Raw genomic sequence first — 18,037 nt, forward strand, 5'->3', positions numbered from 1 at the left:
GGCCCCACCCGCTACGGCCGGGCCGGTGCCACCAAGTGGCTGACAAACCAGTCCCGGGCAAGGTCGGCGACCTGCTGGAGGGCTCCGCGTTCCTCGAAGAGATGGGTGGCGCCGGGAACGATCTCCAGGCGGGTCTCCGCGCGCAGCGCCGCCTCGGCCTCGCGGTTGAGGTCGATGACCACGGGGTCGTTGCCGCCCACGATGAGCAGCGTCGGCGCCCGCACGGCGGGGAGCAGCGGTCCGGCGAGGTCGGGGCGGCCGCCGCGGGAGACCACGGCACCGATGTCCGCGTCGGGGGTCGCGGCGGCCCGTAGTGCCGCCGCGGCTCCGGTGCTGGCGCCGAAGTAACCGATCGGGCCCGCGAAGCGGCCGCGCAGCCACCCGGTGGCGTCCGCCAGCCGCTCGGCGAGGGTTTCGGTGTCGAAGACGTTCGACCGGTGGGCTTCCTCCGCCGGTGTGAGCAGATCGAAGAGCAGGGTGCCCAGGCCCGCTTCGTTCAGGGCTGCGGCGACCAGCCGGTTACGCGGGCTGTGCCGGCTGCTGCCCGAGCCATGGGCGAACATCACCACCGCCAGGGCCCCCGCCGGCACGGCGAGGTCGCCGGTGAGCCGGACCCCGGCGGCGTCGATCGCCACTTCCTCGGCCACATCCGTTTCCTTCGCCGCGTCCGTTTCCTCCGCTACATCCGTCTCCGCCGTCGTTCGCGCACCCGTTGTCCCGTCAGGGGCCTCGGTGGCCGGCTCGGGCCCGGCCGCGGCCGGTGCCTGCGAGGCCTGTGCCAGCAAGGAGACGACCTCGTCGTCCGGGGTCTGGGAGAAGTCCTGGTACCACTCGCCGACGGCGGAGAAGGCGAACGGGGTGGAGAGGCAGACGAATTCATCGGTCGAGCCGCGCAGCCGCTCGGCCGCGTCCGGAGGCGCCACGGGTACCGCAAGCACCACCCGGGCCGCGCCCTGCGCGCGTACCACCTCGCAGGCGGCGGCCGCGGTGGCGCCGGTCGCGATCCCGTCGTCCACGACGATCGCCGTACGGCCCGCGAGGTCGAGCCGTCGCCGTCCGGCGCGGAAGCGCTCCGCCTGGCGGGTGAGCTCCGCCGCCTCGGCGTGCTCCACGGATGCCAGGTCCGCCTGGTCGAGCCGGCCGCGGCGGACGATGTCGTCGCTGATCACCCGTACGCCGCCTTCGCCGATGGCGCCGAAACCCAGCTCGCGCTGGTAGGGGACTCCCAGCTTGCGGACCACGATCACATCGAGCGGGGCGCCGAGCGCCCGGGCCACTTCGAAGGCCACCGGGACCCCGCCACGCGGCAGGCCCAGCACGACGGGCTCTTCCCTCTGCAGGTGCCCCAGCGATTCGGCGAGGCGGTGCCCTGCATCCGCACGGTCAGTGAACAGCACAGTGTGCACCCCCTAGCCAGGGGAGACGGTAGCTGCGTTCACACCTCACTTCGAAATAACCCCATCAGCGGGGGCTTCGCAAGTCGGGCCGCGGCGGTGCCCGGCCATCGGCGGCGCTCAATCACCGTCGGCGCCCGGCCACCGGAGGCGTCCGTTCACCGGCAGTGCCCGTCCACCGGCAGTGCCCGTCCACCGGCAGTGCCTGGGCGGCGCCCGCTCACCGCCCGGCCAGGCCGGATGATGGTTACCGTCGGCGTATGAAGGGAATCGGAGCGGTCCTGATCGATATCGACGGCGTGCTCACCGTGTCCTGGAAGGCGCTGCCCGGCGCGGTGGTGGCCATGGAGCGGCTGCGTGCCGCGGGACTCCCGCTGGTGCTGGTCACCAACACCACCTCGCGGACCCGTGCCGCGGTCGCCGGGCGGCTGGCCGAGGAGGGATTTCCCGTCGGTGCCGACGACATCCTGACCGCGCCCGCCGTCACGGCGGCCTACCTGCGCGCACACCATCCGCACGCACGCTGCCGGCTGATCAACAGCGGTGAGGTCCGGGCGGATCTGGCCGGCGTGACGCTCGTGGCGGAGGAGGCCGGCGACGAGGGCAGGGAGGCACCGGAGGTGATCGTGTTCGGCGGCGCGGGCGAGGCTTTCAGCTACCCGGCCCTCAACAGCGCCTTCCGGCAGCTGCAACGCGGTGCCCGGCTGGTCGCCATGCACCGCAATCTGTACTGGCGTACGGCGGACGGGCTCGATCTGGACACCGGGGCCTTCCTGGCGGGGCTGGAACGGGCGGCGGGGGTCGAGGCAACGGTCACCGGCAAGCCGGCCGAGGCCTTCTTCGCCACCGCCTTGGCGCACGTCGGTGCCCCGGCCGCACAGGCGCTGATGGTGGGCGACGATATCGAGTCCGATGTGCTGGCGGCCCAGCGCTGCGGGATCACCGGTGTGCTCGTCAAGACCGGCAAGTACCTGCCGGAGACGCACCGGGCGGTCGATGGCACACCTGACCATGTGCTCGATTCCTTCGCCGATCTGCCCGGTCTGCTGGGCCTGGCGTGATGGTGCGGTGGTGGTGCGTGCAGTGGCGGTGCGGGTGTGGCGCGTGCCGTGACGGTGCGTGCCGTGACGGTGCGTGCTTGACGGTTCGGGCCGGCGAACCGTCGAACCGGTGAACCCGTGGACCGGTGCCGCCACGGGCGGTCATCCCGTGGCGGGGTCCTCGGCGCGCCGGTAGTGGAGGAGGACGACGCCGTTGCCGAAGGACCGGGTCCCGGCGAGCCGCAGAAAGGTCAAGGTTGTGGTGTCCGTGGTCCGGAAGAGGGGTTTGCCCCGGCCGATGAGGACCGGATGGACATAGACGTGGTACTCGTCGATCAGGTCGTGCGCCATGAACGCCGCGGCGAGATCGGCGCCACTGAGCGCCAGGTCTCCGCCCGGCTGCGCCTTGAGCGCCTTGATCTCCTCGGGGATGACCTCGCGCATGAGGGTGGTGTTCCAGTCGGCCCGTTCCAGGGTCCGGGAGAACACGATCTTGGGAGTGTCCCGCCAGATCCCGGCAAATTCGGCCATGGGGCCGGTAATTGAGGGATCGGCGTCCGCGGTCGGCCAGAAATCCGCCATGAGCTCATGGGTGACCCGGCCGCTCATGAAGGCGCCCATCTGCCGCAGCTGCTCGTTGAGGTAGCGGTGGAGCTCGTCGTCGACCTGATGCCAGTCGATCTGGCGGTCCGGTCCCTCGATGAAGCCGTCAAGGGATACCGACATCGACAAGATGATCTTTCTCATCACGGTCCTCGCTGGAGTCCTCGGGGCCGGGGTCCACCGTCGTCCACCAGGGTCCACGGGGTCCACCGGCCGGGCCGGCACCAGTGTGCCGGGGGCGGGCGCGGCGGTGGCGGGTGTCCGCTGCGCCGGGCGCGCCGGGAGGGCGTGCGCCGGTCACCGCGGGTCGCCGAGCAGCGCCGCGATCTCCGTGGCCGTCCAGTGCCCCTCGGCTCCCGGGCAGCCGGCAAGGTACTCGGCGGCCCGGCGCGCGCTCCATCGGTGGGAGGCGACGATGCCGGCCGCGATGTGCCGCAGGTAGGCCGCCGAGGGCGGGTTCATGGCGATGTCCTGGCTGTTCCACGGGGAGGTGAAGGTCAGCACCGGGTAACCGTCCAGCAGTCCGGCGCACACCAGGGTTTCGTACCGGCCGGGTCCGGTCCGGGCCCGGCCGCGGATCAGGACCTCCGTCAGGTCGAGATCCCGGCCGGGCTCCCGGCACATCTCCTGAGCGGCGATATCGGAGAACTGAGACAGCGTCAGCAGATAGCCCTGGGCGGGAAGTTCCGCGCGGCCGGATCGCAGCCGGCCGGCGCCAGGGCCGGGGTCGTAGAAGGCCCTGCCGCCGGTCCACACCTGCGATTCCGTGGCGAAGTACAGCAGACCGGGCAGCATCAGCGGTGCCGTACGCGCGGGCGGGCGGGGGTCCCGGCAGCCCGGGTAGGCGCGCAGGCCGCCCGGGGGTTGTCCGCCGGCCAGATAGCAGGCCAGCCGCTCGGCGTGCATGTTGGAGCCGTATGCGGCGTACCAGAGGCGGCGGACGGGGGTGAGGCGGCGAACGGCTTCGGGGGAGTGGTCGAGGGCTTCGAGGCGTTGGGGCCTGATCACGTCCTCACGCTACGCGGCCGGGCCGTGCGTCCGTAGCGCCGGCGCCGCGACGCGGTGAAGCGCAGGTGAACGGACCGGACGGCCGGTGTGACGTGGCTTGATCGTTTCCCCTGCGGGTTTTGCCGCGAGTGGTCTGGAGATGCGCACTGCACGGACAGGACCGGTCGGACGGGACCGGTCCAGCAGGGCCGGACGGACAGGACCGACGGACAGGACCGGTCCGAAGGACAGCCGGTGCCCGGTCATCGGCCGGGCGCCGGGGGACGGAGGCAGTGTGGCGGACGAGGTGTCAGGGCGAGAGGATGCCGGGATACGCGGGGCAGGGGTGGCCGGCCGCCGTCCCGCAGTGCCCTCTCCACCGCCGGATGCGAGCCGGCGTCACCTGCTCGCGGCCACCGCAGCGGCGGGGCTGGGACTGCTCACGGCGTGCGGGCAGTCTTCCTCCCGCGCGGACTCCGCGCCCAAGGCCTCGCCACCCGGCGGCTCGCCGGCCTCCCCGTCCGCCGGTTCCGGCACCCCGGGCCCGTCCGGATCCGCGACGGCGCCCCCGTCGGCCCGCCCGGGGAAGCGGCGCCGCCCCGAACTTCCCCGTGGTGGACGGGAATTGTTCCCGCGCTACCGGCTGGTCGGGTTCTGCGGTCTGCCCGGGGCGGCGGCGCTCGGCCGGCTGGGGACCGGTGACCCGGAACAGCGGGCCGCCCAGGCGGAGAAGGTGGCGCACTCGTACGCCGCGGGTCGCGAACCACTCCCCGTACTCGAACTTCTGGCGACGGTGGCCAACGCCACGGCCGGCCCGGACGGCGCCTACCGTTCCCGGACACCCGCGGCCACCATCCGCCGCTTCCACCGCCTGGCACGCAACCGGCGGGCGCTCCTGCTGCTGAACATCCAGCCGGGCCGCGCCTCGGTGCTCGACGAGGTCAAGGCGCTGCGCGACTGGCTCGTCCACCCCGATGTGGGGATTGCGCTCGACCCGGAATGGGAGATGGGCTCCGGTGAGGTGCCGGGTGACACCTACGGGCACACCGACGGCCATGAGCTGACCAAGGTGGCCCGCTATCTGTCCGGACTGGTGCGGGAGCACGATCTGCCGGAGAAGCCGCTGGTGTTCCACCAGGTCGCCACGTCCGTCGTGGGCGACCAGTCCGCCCTGTGCCCCCAGCCCGGCGTGGCGCTCATCAAGAGCGCCGACGGCATCGGTTCGCCGGGCCTGAAGCGCGGGACCTGGAACCAACTGGTCAAGGGTCTGCCCGGCGGCCTCCACACCGGTTTCAAGCTGTTCTACGAGGAGGACGCGAAGGGCAGCCGCCTGATGACGCCGAAGGAGGTCCTGGCGCTGCGGCCGCAGCCGGAGTACGTGATGTACGAGTGAGCCGCCCGGCCCGCTGCGCGCCCTGCCGGCGGGCCCGTGCACGAGTACCGGACGCGCCCCGGGCCGGGCCGGGCGCCGCGCACGCCCGTCCCGGCGCGCGTCCCGCGAAGGGGCGGCCGCCCGGCGCTGCGGGCGCCGGGCGGCCGTCACGGGCCGTGCCGTGTTCCGCCGGTGCGGTGCTGGTCGGTGACCCTCCGTCAGTACGGGTGCTTGTCGGGCCGGTTCATCCAGGTCGCGTACGACTCGGCGCCCATCTCGGGGTAGATCTGTTCGATCTTGATCCGGCGCTCGTCGAGCGGCCTCTTGAAGTCCTCGTACTGGAACGTGTCGTCGAAGCCGATCTTCGCGGTGTCCTCGAGGTCGCAGCTGTAGTAGACGGCGTCGATCCGCGACCAGTAGATGGCGCTCATGCACATGGGGCAGGGCGCGCCGCTGATGTAGATCGAAGTGCCCTGGAGCATCCGGGCCCGTTCCGGGACCGGGTCCGGTGAGCCGGGCGGCCGCGGGACGTACTCCAGCGTGCTCTCGTTCTGATGCTCCACGGCGATGCTCGGAGCTTCGGGGTTGAGGATCTGTATGGCCTTCCGGATCGTCTCCATCTCGGCATGCGCGGTGGGGTCCCCGGTCAGCAGTACACGGTTCTGCCCGCGGGCGACGATGTTCCCGTCCCGCGTGAGTACCGCACCGAACGGGCCGCCCCAACCGTTCTCCACGGATTCCGTGGCGAGCCGCACAGCCTCTGCGAGAAGTTCTTTGTGTTCCATTACGGAGTCTCCGATCGGCATCGATTCCTCTGCGGAACGGTTAGGGAAATGCCCCATTTGCCGGGTAAATCTCTTCTGTACTAGGCTACTCAAGGTGAGTGCCCGTGCAAGCCGTGATTCCGCGGCAGACATCGCCACCGTGGTGACCTCGCAGAAGGTGCGCGAAGGCCGCACCGACGAGTACCGGCGTTGGCAGGACAGAGCGAATCAGGCCGCCCGTGAATTCGAGGGTTTCGTGGACGCCGAGGTGTATCCGCCCGGCGCCGGCGAAGAAAACGAATGGGTGGCCGTATTTCGCTTTTCCGGAATGGACGGTCTGACCGCGTGGCTGGAGTCGGGGCGGCGTCAGGACTTGCTCTACGAGGCGCGCGGACTCTTCGAAAACCCTCCGACGCAGGAGGTGCTGCGGGGCGGCAGTCCCGCGCGGCCGGCTGCCGACGTGGTCACGGCCGTCATCTCCCACGAGGTCAAACCGGGACGGGAGCAGCAGTTTCTGCGCTGGCAGGAGAAGACGCTCACGGCGCAGGAGAAGGCGCCGGGCTTCATGGGGTCCGAGCTGTTCAAGCCCGTGGAGGGCGTGCAGGAGCACTGGGTCGTCGTCTTCCGGTTCGACTCCCGCGAACACCTCGACGACTGGCTCCACTCCGAGGTACGCGCAAAACTGCTGGCGGAGGGGAGCAAGTACTTCACCTCGTACGACGTGCGCAAGGTCGATTCGGCATTCAGCGGGTGGTTCCGGTTCGACCGCAGGGGCGGTGCGCCGCCCAACTGGAAACAGGCGATGTCCGTCGTCCTGGCGCTCTATCCGACGGTGATGGTGCTCAACCTGACCGTGGGAGTAGGGCTGGAGAAGCTCACCATCCGTGAGTACATCGGCCTGTTCCTGTCCAACGTCCTGAGTGTCAGCGCGCTGACCTGGCTGCTGATGCCGCTCGTCAACAGGGCACTCGCCTTCTGGCTGGTGCCCTCCCGGGCCACCGGCCGCAAGGAACAGGTGCTGGGTGTCGGGCTGGTGCTGCTCGGCTACCTGGTGTCCATCGCCGTCTTCGGTCTGATCACCCACCAGATCTGGTGAGGAGGCCACGATGTGCCCACGGGAACCGGCAGCGACGGAGGAGGATTTCCAGGGCACGCTGGTGACGCGGGGCGAGGCCGGCTACGAAGCCGCCCGGTCCGCTGCCGTGTGGAACGCGCGTCGGCCCCAGCGGTTCCCCGAAATCATCGTGCGCGCCGCCACGGAGGCGGACGTGGCACACGCCGTCACCTACGCCCGCACCCGGGGACTGCGGATCTCGATGTACTCCGGCGGGCACAACTGGTCCGGCTCGCCGCTGCGCGACCGGGGGCTGCTGCTCGACCTCTCCGCGCTCCGGGAGTGCCATATCGCGCCCGCGGCCGGCGACGCCCCGGCGACGGCCACGGTGGGGCCCGCCGCCACCGGCCGGGAACTCGTCGCGGCTCTCACCCCGCGGGATCTGGCGTTCCCCGTCGGCCACTGCCCCACCGTGGCGGTCGGCGGATTCCTGCTCAGCGGCGGCCTGGGCTGGAACTCCCGGGCCTGGGGCGCGTCCTGCGCCGACGTCCTGGAGATCCGGGCCGTCACCGCCGACGGCCGGACGGTCACCTGCAGCGATACCGAGAACCCCGACCTCTTCTGGGCCGCGCGGGGCGCCGGACCCGGTTTCTGTGCGGTCGTCACCCGCTTCCGCCTCGCCCTGCACCCCCACCCCGCCTCGATCATGACGACCTCCCTGACCTTCCCGCTGACCGAGGTCGCCCGGGTGACCAAGTGGGCGGAGCGGACCGCGCGCGGGCTCCCGCCGTACGTCGAAACGGCCTTCGCCTTGATGCCCCCCGGTCCGCGGGCCGGCACGGCGCCGGCGGGCCCCCGGATCACGGTCACCGCGACCGCGTTCGCCACGGCACACAGCGAGGCCCTGCAGGCGCTGGAGCCGTTCGCCGGCTGCCCCTTCGGCGAGCTCGCTGTCGACCGGCAGCCGGCCGCACCGACCTCCTTCGCCGCACTCCACGAGGGCGCGATGTCCGCCTGGCCACCGGCCCACCGGTATGCGGCGGACACCCTGTGGTCACCGGAGAGCTACGCCACCCAGCTGACCCGTATCGCCGGTGCGGTGGCCGACGCCCCCTCCGGGAAGTCCCTGGTGCTCTCCCCGGTGCTGCCGGTCTCCGAGCACCCCCCTCTGCTGCGGAACATGGCCTTCGCCCCGCTCGGCGAGTCCTACCTCGTCTGCTACGCGATCTGGGAGGACCCGGCCGAGGACGAGGCCCAGGCACGCTGGCTGCGCGAGGCGATGGCCGCCGCGGACCCGCAGGGCAACGGTTTCCGTTACATCGCCGAAACGGACCTGGAAGCCGACGCCGCACGGGCCCGGCGCTCGTACACCCCCGCCGCCTGGGACCGCCTGCAGGAGATCAAGGCGCAGTGGGACCCGGACAACCTCTTCCACTCGTATCTCGCCCCCTGATGCGGGGCCGGCCCGCCCCGGGCGCGGGACCCGTGCCGGTGCGGCACCGCGCCCGGAGGAGCGGCCCCGGCGCCGCGGGGGCACCATGGCCCTATGCTGCTGGCCGCTCTCGCACAGGTCTCCGCCGATGTCGCGGCAACATCGGCGCGTTCGCAGAAGATCGCGCTGCTGGCCGGGCTGTTCCGGGCCGCCGCACCACAGGACGTCCCGGTGGTCATCCCGTATCTGGCCGGGCGGCTGCCCCAGGGGCGGATCGGGGTCGGCTGGAGCGTGCTGCGCGAGCCGGTGGCGGCCGCGGAGCGCGCGACGCTGACCGTGGGCGAGGTGGATACCGCGCTGACCGGGCTGGCGCGGGTCTCCGGCGCCGGGGCGCAGGACGAGCGGCGCCGGCTGGTCCGGGAGCTGCTGGCCGCGGCGACACGGGAGGAGCAGCGCTTCCTGGTCGGCCTGCTCACCGGCGAGGTGCGGCAGGGCGCGCTGGACGCCCTCGCGGTCGAAGGGCTCGCCGCCGCCACCGGGGTGCCCGCGGCCGACGTCCGCCGGGCCGTGATGCTGGCGGGATCCCTGCAGGACGTGGCGCGGGCGCTGCTCGCCGGGGGGCCGTCGGCGCTCGCGGAGTTCCGGCTCACCGTCGGGCGTCCCGTGGGACCGATGCTGGCGCACAGCGCCAAGACGGTGGCCGAGGCGGTGGACAAGCTCGGTGCCTGCGCGGTGGAGGAGAAGCTCGACGGCATCCGCGTCCAGGTGCACCGGCACGGGCCGGACGTCCGGATCCACACCCGCACCCTGGACGAGGTCACCGACCGGCTCCCCGAGGTCACCGCCGTCGCCCGGGAGCTGCCGGCCGACCGCTTCATCCTCGACGGCGAGGTGATCGCGCTGGACGGCGAGGGCCGCCCGCTGCCCTTCCAGCGGGTCGCGGGACGGTTCGGCTCGCGGGTGGACGTCGCCGCGGCGCAGGCCGCACTGCCGCTGTCCCCGGTCTTCTTCGACCTCCTCTCGGTCGACGGCCGCGACCTGCTGGAACTGCCCGGTGAGCAGCGGCACGCGGAACTGGCCCGGCTGGTGCCCGAGCGCCTTCGGGTGCGCCGCCAGGTGGTCGCCGACCCGTCCGACGCCGCGGCCCGCGCGGCCGCCGAGGACTTCTGGTCCCGGACCCTGCGCCGGGGCCACGAGGGCGTCGTGGTCAAGGCGTTGGACGCCCCCTACAGCGCGGGCCGCCGGGGCGCCGCCTGGCTGAAGGTGAAGCCCGTGCACACCCTGGACCTGGTGGTGCTCGCGGCGGAGTGGGGCCACGGCCGGCGTACCGGGAAGCTGTCCAACCTCCACCTCGGGGCGCGCGGGCCGGACGGCGGATTCGTGATGCTGGGCAAGACCTTCAAGGGGCTCACCGACGCCACCCTCGGCTGGCAGACCGAGCGGCTGCGGGAACTCGCCGTGGCGGACGACGGCCACGTGGTGACGGTGCGTCCGGAACTCGTTGTCGAGATCGCCTACGACGGCCTGCAGACGTCCACGCGCTACCCGGCGGGCGTGACCCTGCGCTTCGCCCGGGTGGTGCGCTACCGGGAGGACAAGACGGCGGCCGAGGCGGACACCGTGGAGACGGTGCGCACCGCGCACGACGGCGGGGAGAGGTAGCCGCCATGGCGGGGAAGCGCAGCGCCGGGCTGCTGCTGTACCGGCGCACCGCGGACGGGGGCGTCGAGGTGCTGCTGGCGCACATGGGCGGGCCGTTGTGGGAACGGCGGGACGCCGCGGCGTGGTCGGTGCCCAAGGGCGAGTACCTGCCGCCGGAGGAGGCGCGGGACGCGGCCCGGCGGGAGTTCGAGGAGGAGCTGGGGCTGCCGCCCCCCGACGGACCCGGTGTCCTGCTGGGCGAGGCCCGCCAGGCGAGCGGCAAGGTGGTGACCGTGTGGGCCGTCGAGAGCGATCTCGACCCGGAGCGGATCGTGCCCGGCACCTTCGACATGGAATGGCCGCGCGGATCCGGGGTGAGGGGCACCTTCCCCGAGATCGACCGGGTCGCCTGGTTCACCCCGCACGAGGCGCACCGGCGCCTGGTGGCGGGCCAGCGGGTGTTCCTGGAGCGGCTGGCGGAACGGCTCGCGGGCGAGGTCTGAGCGGGACGAGGCCCGAGCGGGGCGAGGCCTGAGCCGGGCGAGGCCTGAGCCGGGCGCGCCGCGCTCCCGGCCTCCACCACCCGCGCACCCTACGGGCCACAAGCCGCCCTGGACACCGCCGTTGCCGCCGGGCAGGCTTGCGGCGGGGCCGTACCACGGGCCCCGCACGGGGCCCTGGCAACGGGGTCATGAGCATGCAGCGGGGGCCGCATGTTGCGTCTGCACTTCGACGACCGGGACATCGCGCGGATACAGATCGCCGCCGAACCCGATCCACTGTGGGAAACGGTGCTCGCCCTGCACCAGCTGGTGCCGCCGGGACGCGGGGCGCCGGTGTTCGGGGCCTGGCGGGCCCGGGCACGCCGCGAGCTGGACGAGCGGGGCCTGACCCGTGCCGCACGGCTGATCAGCACCCTGGCCCCGGCCGACGCCCGCTACTTCCCGGACTTCCTCACCCCCGATGCCGCCCGCGACGGACTCGCCGCGGGGCTGGAGGCGCTGCGGGACACCCCCCGGGTGCGGCTGACCGCGGAGTGCACCCGGGCGGGGCTGCCGGCCCGGCTCCCGCGCTGGACCGCCGCGCTGGCCGGGGGAGACCGGCAGCCGCTCGACGAACTGGCCGTCGCTTTCGGGCAGGTGCACCGCGCGCTGGTCGCCCCCGACTGGACGGGCGCGGCCGCCACCGTCGACTGTGACCGGGGCGGCCGCACCCGCATACTCTGCCGCGACGGCGTAGACGGCATGCTCAACACTTTCCGGCCCGCGATCCGCTGGGAGCCGCCGGTCCTGCACGTCGACTACCCGCGGGACCGCGATCTGCGCCTGGGCGGCCGCGGACTGCGGCTGATCCCCTCTCACTTCTGCTGGCGCAGACCCATCGCGCTCGCCGACCCCGGCCTCCCGCCGGTCCTGGTCTATCCCGTCCAGCACGCCACGGACTGGGCGCCGGCCACCACCCGCAGCTGCCGGCCGCAGGCGCTGTCCGCCCTCCTCGGCCGGACCAGGGCCCGGATCCTCGCCGCCCTGGACGCCCCGGCCACCACCGGTGAACTGGCCCGCCGCTTACGGGTTTCCGCCCCCTCGGCCAGCGAGCACGTGAGCGCACTGCGCGAGGCGAACCTGGCCCGCAGCCGGCGCGACGGAGGCTCGGTCATCCACGCCCTCACCCCGCTCGGCACGGCGCTCCTGCACGGTGAGCTCGCCCCCGTACGCCGTCCGCGGTGAGCGGACCGGTGGTGGCCGGCGGCCGGTTCACGGCCGTACCTGGATCTTCCTCCCCTCGCCGGCCCGGAAGCGGGCCAGCGCCTCGGCATAGTGGTCCAGCGGAAGGCGGTCGCTGATGAAGACCTCCGGGTCCAGGACGCCGGCCGCGAAGAGCTCCGCGGCGCGTTCATAGCTGTGCAGCACGGCCATCGAGCCGGTGATGGTGATCTCCTGGTTGTAGATGCGGTAGGGCTCGATGGTGGCGCGCGCCGCGTAGTCGGCGACGCCGAACTGGAGGAAGGTACCGCCCTTGCCGACCCGTCCCAGGGCGTCCTGGATGGCGTGTTCGTTGCCGGTGGCGTCGATGACCACGTCCCAGCCGCGCGGGCGGTCCAGCTCGTCGGCGGAACCGGCCGCGTTGCTGCAGCCCAGGGTGCGGGCGGTGGCCAGCCGCGCGGGGTTGATGTCGACGACATCGACCCCGGCCGCGCCGGTGCGCTTGGCGAGTTCGAGCATCATCAGGCCCATGGTGCCCGAGCCGTAGATGAGGACGCTGGTGCCCAGTTGTGCCGAGCGCAGGATGTCGTAGCCGCGTACGGCGCAGGACAGCGGCTCGATCAGGGCCGCGTCCTCGGTACGGACATGATCGGGCAGCTTGACGCAGTTCGCGACCGGGGCGACGGCGAACTCGGCGGCGCCGCCCGCCGTGGTCACCCCGATGGCGGCCCACCGCTCACAGAGGTTGTTGCGGCCGATGCGGCAGTAGTGGCACTCATGGCAGTAGAGGGAGGGGTCGACGGCCACCCGGTCGCCCTCGGCGAGTTCGGTGACCGCGCTGCCGGTCGCCACGACGGTGCCGGCGAACTCATGGCCCGGCACGACGGGCAGCGTGGGCGCGAACTCGCCCTGGAGGATGTGCAGATCGGTGCCGCACAGCCCGCAGGCGGCGACGGACACCACGACCTCGCGGGGACCGGGCGTGGGGTCCGCGACCGTGCCGACCTCGACCTTGCCGGGTGCGCTGATCACTGCGGCTTTCATTTCACGGCTCCAAGCGACAGGCCCTGGACCAGTTTGTCCTGGGCGGCGAACCCGGCGATGAGCACCGGGAGGGAGATGACGGTGGCGGCGGCGCACACCTTGGCCAGGAACAGGCCCTGGCTGGTCACGAGTCCGGTCAGGAACACCGGCGCGGTACCGGCCACGACGCCGGTCAGGACCCGGGCGAACAACAGCTCGTTCCAGCTGAAGATGAAGGAGATCAGGGCCGTTGCCGCGATCCCCGGCATCGCGACCGGTGCGACGATCCGGGTCAGGGTGGTGGTCAGCCCCGCCCCGTCGATCGAGGCGGCCTCCAGCATCTCCACCGGGACCTCGGCAAGGAACGAGCGCATCATCCACACCGCGATCGGCAGGTTCATCGAGGTGTAGAGGATGACCAGCAGCCAGATGCTGTCGAGCATCCCGGTGTTCTGCGCGACGAGGTAGACCGGCAGCAGCCCGGCCACCAGCGGCAGCATCTTGGTGGAGAGGAAGAAGAAGAGGACGTCGCTCCACTTGCGCACCGGTTTGATGGCCAGCGCGTAGGCGGCGGGCACCGCCAGCAGCAGCACCAGCAGGGTGGAGACGACGGAGGCGGTCAGCGAGTTGACCAGCGGGGGCCAGGGGCTGACGCCGCCACCCGTCGCCCCGAAGAACTCGCGGTAGCCGTGCAGGCTGATTCCGGCGCCGACGCTCGGCGGGTTGGTCGCCGCGTCCGTCTCGCTGTGGAAGGACGTCAGCACCATCCAGGCGACGGGCAGGAAGAAGGCGACACCGCACAGCCAGGCCGCCAGGCCCAGCAGGCTGCCGGTGCGCCGCCGGCGCCGCGCGGCGGGGGATCCGGCGCGGCCGCGGACCGTGGACAGGGTGGTCATGACGTGACCTCCTCGCGCAGCAGGGACGACACGGTGCGCAGTGCGAAGGTCGCCACCAGCAGCGAACACAGCACCACGACCACGCCCTGCGCGGACGCCCGTCCGTAGTCATGGGACTGGTAGACGGTCTGGTAGATGGTGTACGGAAGGTTGGCCGTGCCCAGGCCGCCGGACGTGATGGTGAACACCGCGTCGAAGTTCTGCACCACGTACACCGTGCCCAGCAGCGCGGCCAGTTCGAGGTAGCGGCGCAGATGCGGCAGGGTCAGGTAGCGGAAGATGTCGAAGGCGGAGGCACCGTCCATCCGGGCCGCCTCGACGGCGTCCGACGCCCGGCTCTGCAGCCCGGCCAGCAGGATCAGCATCATGAACGGCGTCCACTGCCAGATCAGTGACGCCTCCACCGCGGCCAGCGGCGAGTCGGTCATCCAGTCCGGCTGCGGCGGATGCTCGCTGCCGAACAGCCGCCATATCCAGGTCAGCGAGCCGTTGAGCAGCCCGTACGAGGCGTTGTACAGCGCATGCTTCCACAGCAGCGCGGAGGCGACGGGCACGACGAGGAACGGCGTGATGAGCAGGGTGCGGACGATGCCGCGCCCACGGAAGCCACGGTCGAGCAGCAGCGCCAGACCGAGCCCGAGCAGCAGGCTGACCAGCACCACCGTCACGGTCAGCAGCACCGTCGTGCCCACCGACGCCCGCATCGCCGGGTCGGTGAACACGGCGCGGTAGTTGTCGAGGGCGGCGAAGCCGCGGTTGTCGGGGGCCAGCGCGTTCCAGCGGGTGAACGAGATCACCACCGTGGCCAGGAACGGGAGTTGGGTGACGACGACGAGGAAGACCAGCGCGGGGAGCAGCGGCGCGCGGCGGGCCCAGTTCTTCGCCCGCTCGGTGCGGCGGGCGCGGGCGTCCGTACCGCCGGCGCGGAGCGCGACGGACGCGGGGGCCGCGGGGGCCGGCTCAGTGGTGCGTGTAGGCATCGGACACCTCCTGTGCCAGTCGCCGGCTCTTCTTCAGGGCCGCCGGCACGCTCTGCTTGCCGGCGATGGCCGCACTGATCTCGGTCGAGACCTTGGTCCCCAGGTCGGCGAACTCGGGGATCCCGACGAACTGGATGCCGGGGGCCGGCCGCGGCTGTACGCCGGGGTCGTCTGGCCGGGCCGAGCTGATCGCCCGCTCGGTCGGGCCGGCGAACGCCCCGGCCTCCTTGGCGTATGCGGGGTTGCGGTAGAGGGAGGCCCGCTTGCCGCCCGGCACCCTTGACCAGCCCAGTTCCCGGCCCACCAGCCGCTCGTAGCCCTTGCCCGAGGCCCAGCGGACGAACTTCCAGGCCGCGTCCTGGTGCGTACTGGCCTTCTGCACGCCCCACGCCCAGGTGAAGAGCCAGCCCGCCTCACGGGTTTGCTCCACCGGCGCCGGTGCGTAGCCGACCTTGCCCGCGACCTTGGACTCGCCGCTCTCCAGCGACCCGGCGCCGGCCGTCGCGTCGTACCACATGGCGACCTTGCCCTGCTGCATGTCGTTGAGGCATTCGGTGTAGCCGGCCTGCGGGGCGCCCGCCTGGCCGTGCCGGCGCACCAGATCGACGTAGAACCGGGTGGCCTTGGTGAACTCGGGGCTGTCGACCCGCTGCTGCCAGTTCTTGGCGAACCAGGTACCGCCGAAGGTGTTGACGACGGTGGTCAGCGGGGCCGCCAGCTGGCCCCAGCCGGGCTGGCCGCGCAGACAGATGCCCTTCAGGCCCTTGCGGGAGCCGTCCAGCTTGGCGGCGAGTGCGGCGACCTGGTGCCAGGTGGGCCGGGCGGGCATGGTCAGCCCGGCGGCCTTGAGGAGGTCCTTGCGGTACATCAGGAAGGACGACTCGCCGTAGAAGGGCTCCGCGTAGACCTTGCCGTCCGCGGCGGTGAGGGAGGAGCGGACCGGCTTCAGGATGTCGCCCTGGTCGAAGGTGCGGTCCTTGGCGGCCCGTTCACCGAGCGGGGCGAGCCAGCCGTTGCGGGCGTAGATGGGTGTCTCGTAGTTGCTGACGCTGGCCACGTCGTACTGCCCGGCCTGGCTGGAGAAGTCCTGGCTCATCTTGTCGCGCAGGTCGTCCTCCGGCAGCACGGTGAAGTGGACCTTGATGCCGGTCTCCTTGGTGAAGTGCTCGGCGGTGAGCCGCTGCAGATCCACCATCTGCGGGTTGTTGACCATCAGGACGTTGATGCTGTGACGGCTGTCGTTGCCCGCATCGCCGGCGCCGCGGTAGCAGCCGGTGGTGGTGAGTGCCAGGGCGGCGGCGAGGGCGGTCAGCCCTAGGGAGCGGCCGCCGCGGCCTGGTCCGGGGGATCTTGCTCTCACGGCTCGTGCCTTTCGGGGGACGGGAATGAGGGAGGGGACGGGGGAGGGACAGGGACGGGGGGACGGGGACGAGGGGCGGTGACGGCGGACGGGGATGTCCGGCGAGGGCCGCACCCGTGGCGGTTTCGGGGCGTACGACGCCGTCCTGCGGGTACGCCGGGGAGCCGTCCGCCGGCCGGGGCGGCCGTCGGCGGTCAGCCTGTGGGGGATGTGGTGTGCCGGGCTGCGGGGGCCGGAACGTCCCGGTGGCCCCGCCCCGGTCAGACCCGGATCACCTGCGGCCCCAGGAGCGAATAGCGATGTGCCTCCGGCGCGGACAGCCCCACGTCGGTGACGATCGCGTCAAAGTCACGCACCTCGGCGAACCGGCAGAAACTGCTGGCGCCGAACTTGCTGTGCACCCCGACCAGCACCCGCCGCCGTGAGGAGCGGACGGCCTGCTCCTTCACCTCCGCGACCGCCGGGTCCGGGGTGGTCAGGCCGTGCTCCCGGGAGATGCCGTTCGCCCCCAGGAACGCCAGGTCGATCACGAACCGGGCGAGCATGTCCCGGGCCCAGGACCCGACCGTCGCCTGGGTCCCGGAGCGCACCCGCCCGCCGGCCAGCAGGACGGTGGTCGACTCGGACGCCGCGACCAGCGACGCGGTGCGCAGCGACGCGGTGATCACGGTCAGCGGACGGTCGGTGGGCAGCAGCGTGGCGACCAGCTCGGGGGTGTAGCCCTCGTCGACGAATACCGTCTCGGCCTCGCCCACCAGCGCGGCGGCGGCCGCCGCGATCCGGCGTTTCTCCTCCACCTGCTGGGTCTCCCGCCGGGCCAGCGTGGTCTCGAAGCCGGCGCTCTCGACCGGATAGGCCGCTCCGTGCGTACGCCGGATCAGGCCCCGGCGCTCCAGCTCGCTCAGATCGCGCCGTACGGTCTCGCGGGCGACCCCGAACTCCGCCGCGGCATCGGCGACCTCGACCCGGCCGGACTGCCGGGCGAGCGCGAGGATGCGGTGCTGGCGTTCCTCAGCCCTCATGGCTCACTCCTGCCCGAATTCTGACTGCTTCCGGATCTGACGGTTTCCGGATCCGTTCGGTCACGGGACTGCCCGTTTTCGCCCGCATCAGGTTTATAGCAACCGGAGAGGCGCGAAAGGCTGCCCGCGGCGGTGGAAAACTTGACCGTTTCTGTCCGCCTGCGGGCGCTGTCACCTTGGTCACCTGCACGAACGGGTGCCCGTAACGGCCTGGCAGCGGGTCCGTACGGGCCCCAGGGCCGGGGAGCGCGGGGCGGCCCGTTGTGCGCCGGAGGGCCGCAGCGGTGGTGCCGCGGAGCACGGCGCTTAGTCTGGACGGCATGAGCTCGGAGATGCGGTCGTTGGCGGTCACTGCGATCGTGCAGGCGGAGGAGTGCGCGGTCCTGCGCGTCAGCGGAGACCTGGACCTCCGTACCGAGCAGGCGTTTCTCGCCGAGGCACGCTCGGTGGTGTCGGCCGGGCACCGCTTCCTGGTGCTCGACCTGACCGCGCTGCGCTTCTGCGACTCCCGCGGGCTGAGCTGCCTGCTCGCCCTGGAATGGCTGTGCCGGCGCCTGGAGGGCAGGCTGCTGCTGGCCTCGCTCGGAGTGCGGATGCTGCGGCTGCTGGTCGGCACCCAGTCCCTCAGTGTCTTCTCGTGCTTCCCCACCGTCGGCCATGCGCTGGCCACGGTTCCCGACGCCAGCCGTCCGGCGTGGCCGCCGGTGGCGGAGGACCCGAAGGAGGGACCGGCCGACGACGCGTGAGCCCGGCGGCCGGAGACGGG

17 protein-coding genes are annotated in these 18,037 nt (G+C 72.4%); 8 read left to right on the forward strand and 9 right to left on the reverse strand.

Going from position 1 to position 18,037, the window contains the following annotated elements; translation table 11 throughout:
• Positions 1-11: 11 nt before the first annotated feature.
• Entirely contained in the window at positions 12-1,397 is a 1,386-nt protein-coding gene (locus tag OHS81_RS31595; RefSeq protein WP_328388896.1) for a phosphoribosyltransferase family protein, read from the reverse strand.
• Between the two features lie 257 nt (positions 1,398-1,654).
• On the opposite strand from OHS81_RS31595, the gene OHS81_RS31600 reads away from it, so the two are divergent.
• Positions 1,655-2,455, forward strand: a complete 801-nt coding sequence (locus tag OHS81_RS31600) for a TIGR01458 family HAD-type hydrolase (protein WP_328388898.1) — start codon at positions 1,655-1,657, stop codon at positions 2,453-2,455.
• A gap of 141 nt (positions 2,456-2,596) precedes the next feature.
• Here the strand turns inward: OHS81_RS31600 and OHS81_RS31605 are convergent, their stop codons facing one another.
• Together OHS81_RS31605 and OHS81_RS31610 are read right to left on the reverse strand one after the other, a co-directional pair.
• Positions 2,597-3,181, reverse strand: coding sequence for a dihydrofolate reductase family protein (locus OHS81_RS31605; protein WP_328388900.1), 585 nt, complete (start codon positions 3,179-3,181; stop codon positions 2,597-2,599).
• A gap of 153 nt (positions 3,182-3,334) precedes the next feature.
• Positions 3,335-4,045 carry a histone deacetylase gene (locus tag OHS81_RS31610; RefSeq protein WP_328388901.1) on the reverse strand — a complete coding sequence of 237 codons (711 nt, stop codon included), beginning with the start codon at positions 4,043-4,045 and terminating at the stop codon, positions 3,335-3,337.
• Positions 4,046-4,649: 604 nt separating this feature from the next.
• Here OHS81_RS31610 and OHS81_RS31615 point away from each other — a divergent pair.
• Positions 4,650-5,417: a hypothetical protein gene (locus OHS81_RS31615; RefSeq protein ID WP_328388903.1), complete on the forward strand. Its 768-nt coding sequence runs from the start codon at positions 4,650-4,652 to the stop codon at positions 5,415-5,417.
• Between the two features lie 197 nt (positions 5,418-5,614).
• Here the strand turns inward: OHS81_RS31615 and OHS81_RS31620 are convergent, their stop codons facing one another.
• Positions 5,615-6,181, reverse strand: a complete 567-nt coding sequence (locus OHS81_RS31620) for a nucleoside deaminase (RefSeq protein WP_129297513.1) — start codon at positions 6,179-6,181, stop codon at positions 5,615-5,617.
• Between the two features lie 94 nt (positions 6,182-6,275).
• Between OHS81_RS31620 and OHS81_RS31625 the strand changes: the two genes are divergently transcribed.
• The 5 genes from OHS81_RS31625 to OHS81_RS31645 all read left to right on the forward strand — a co-directional run bounded on the left by OHS81_RS31625 (position 6,276) and on the right by OHS81_RS31645 (position 12,014).
• A complete protein-coding gene (locus tag OHS81_RS31625) occupies positions 6,276-7,256 on the forward strand; it encodes an antibiotic biosynthesis monooxygenase (protein WP_328388906.1) in 981 nt (326 codons plus the stop codon).
• A 10-nt stretch (positions 7,257-7,266) separates the two neighbouring features.
• Complete coding sequence (locus tag OHS81_RS31630) at positions 7,267-8,667, forward strand: FAD-binding oxidoreductase (RefSeq protein ID WP_328388908.1); 1,401 nt, start codon at positions 7,267-7,269, stop codon at positions 8,665-8,667.
• Positions 8,668-8,760: 93 nt separating this feature from the next.
• Positions 8,761-10,308 (forward strand): ATP-dependent DNA ligase, encoded by a 1,548-nt coding sequence (locus tag OHS81_RS31635; protein WP_328388910.1) that lies wholly within the window; start codon positions 8,761-8,763, stop codon positions 10,306-10,308.
• A gap of 5 nt (positions 10,309-10,313) precedes the next feature.
• A complete protein-coding gene (locus OHS81_RS31640; protein WP_328388914.1) occupies positions 10,314-10,790 on the forward strand; it encodes an NUDIX domain-containing protein in 477 nt (158 codons plus the stop codon).
• 210 nt (positions 10,791-11,000) lie between these two features.
• The gene (locus OHS81_RS31645; RefSeq protein WP_328388916.1) at positions 11,001-12,014 is read left to right on the forward strand and encodes a winged helix-turn-helix domain-containing protein; all 1,014 of its coding nucleotides are present in this window, start codon (positions 11,001-11,003) and stop codon (positions 12,012-12,014) included.
• A 27-nt stretch (positions 12,015-12,041) separates the two neighbouring features.
• Here OHS81_RS31645 and OHS81_RS31650 read toward each other — a convergent pair whose 3' ends face one another.
• The 5 genes from OHS81_RS31650 to OHS81_RS31670 form a co-directional block, all read right to left on the reverse strand.
• Entirely contained in the window at positions 12,042-13,034 is a 993-nt protein-coding gene (locus OHS81_RS31650; protein ID WP_328388918.1) for a zinc-dependent alcohol dehydrogenase family protein, read from the reverse strand.
• Positions 13,031-13,909: a carbohydrate ABC transporter permease gene (locus OHS81_RS31655; protein WP_328388920.1), complete on the reverse strand. Its 879-nt coding sequence runs from the start codon at positions 13,907-13,909 to the stop codon at positions 13,031-13,033. Before OHS81_RS31655 ends, OHS81_RS31650 begins: the two co-directional genes overlap by 4 nt.
• Positions 13,906-14,889 (reverse strand): carbohydrate ABC transporter permease, encoded by a 984-nt coding sequence (locus OHS81_RS31660; protein WP_328388922.1) that lies wholly within the window; start codon positions 14,887-14,889, stop codon positions 13,906-13,908. The genes OHS81_RS31655 and OHS81_RS31660 overlap by 4 nt, the downstream gene beginning before the upstream one ends.
• Positions 14,870-16,249 (reverse strand): ABC transporter substrate-binding protein, encoded by a 1,380-nt coding sequence (locus OHS81_RS31665; protein ID WP_443058794.1) that lies wholly within the window; start codon positions 16,247-16,249, stop codon positions 14,870-14,872. The genes OHS81_RS31660 and OHS81_RS31665 overlap by 20 nt, the downstream gene beginning before the upstream one ends.
• A 260-nt stretch (positions 16,250-16,509) precedes the next feature.
• Positions 16,510-17,271 carry a DeoR/GlpR family DNA-binding transcription regulator gene (locus tag OHS81_RS31670; protein ID WP_328388923.1) on the reverse strand — a complete coding sequence of 254 codons (762 nt, stop codon included), beginning with the start codon at positions 17,269-17,271 and terminating at the stop codon, positions 16,510-16,512.
• A 320-nt stretch (positions 17,272-17,591) separates the two neighbouring features.
• Between OHS81_RS31670 and OHS81_RS31675 the strand changes: the two genes are divergently transcribed.
• Positions 17,592-18,017, forward strand: coding sequence for an STAS domain-containing protein (locus OHS81_RS31675; RefSeq protein ID WP_328388925.1), 426 nt, complete (start codon positions 17,592-17,594; stop codon positions 18,015-18,017).
• The last annotated feature ends 20 nt before the right edge of the window (positions 18,018-18,037 follow it).

The sequence above is a fragment of the Streptomyces sp. NBC_00400 genome (genome assembly GCF_036048035.1).
GTDB lineage: Bacteria > Actinomycetota > Actinomycetes > Streptomycetales > Streptomycetaceae > Streptomyces.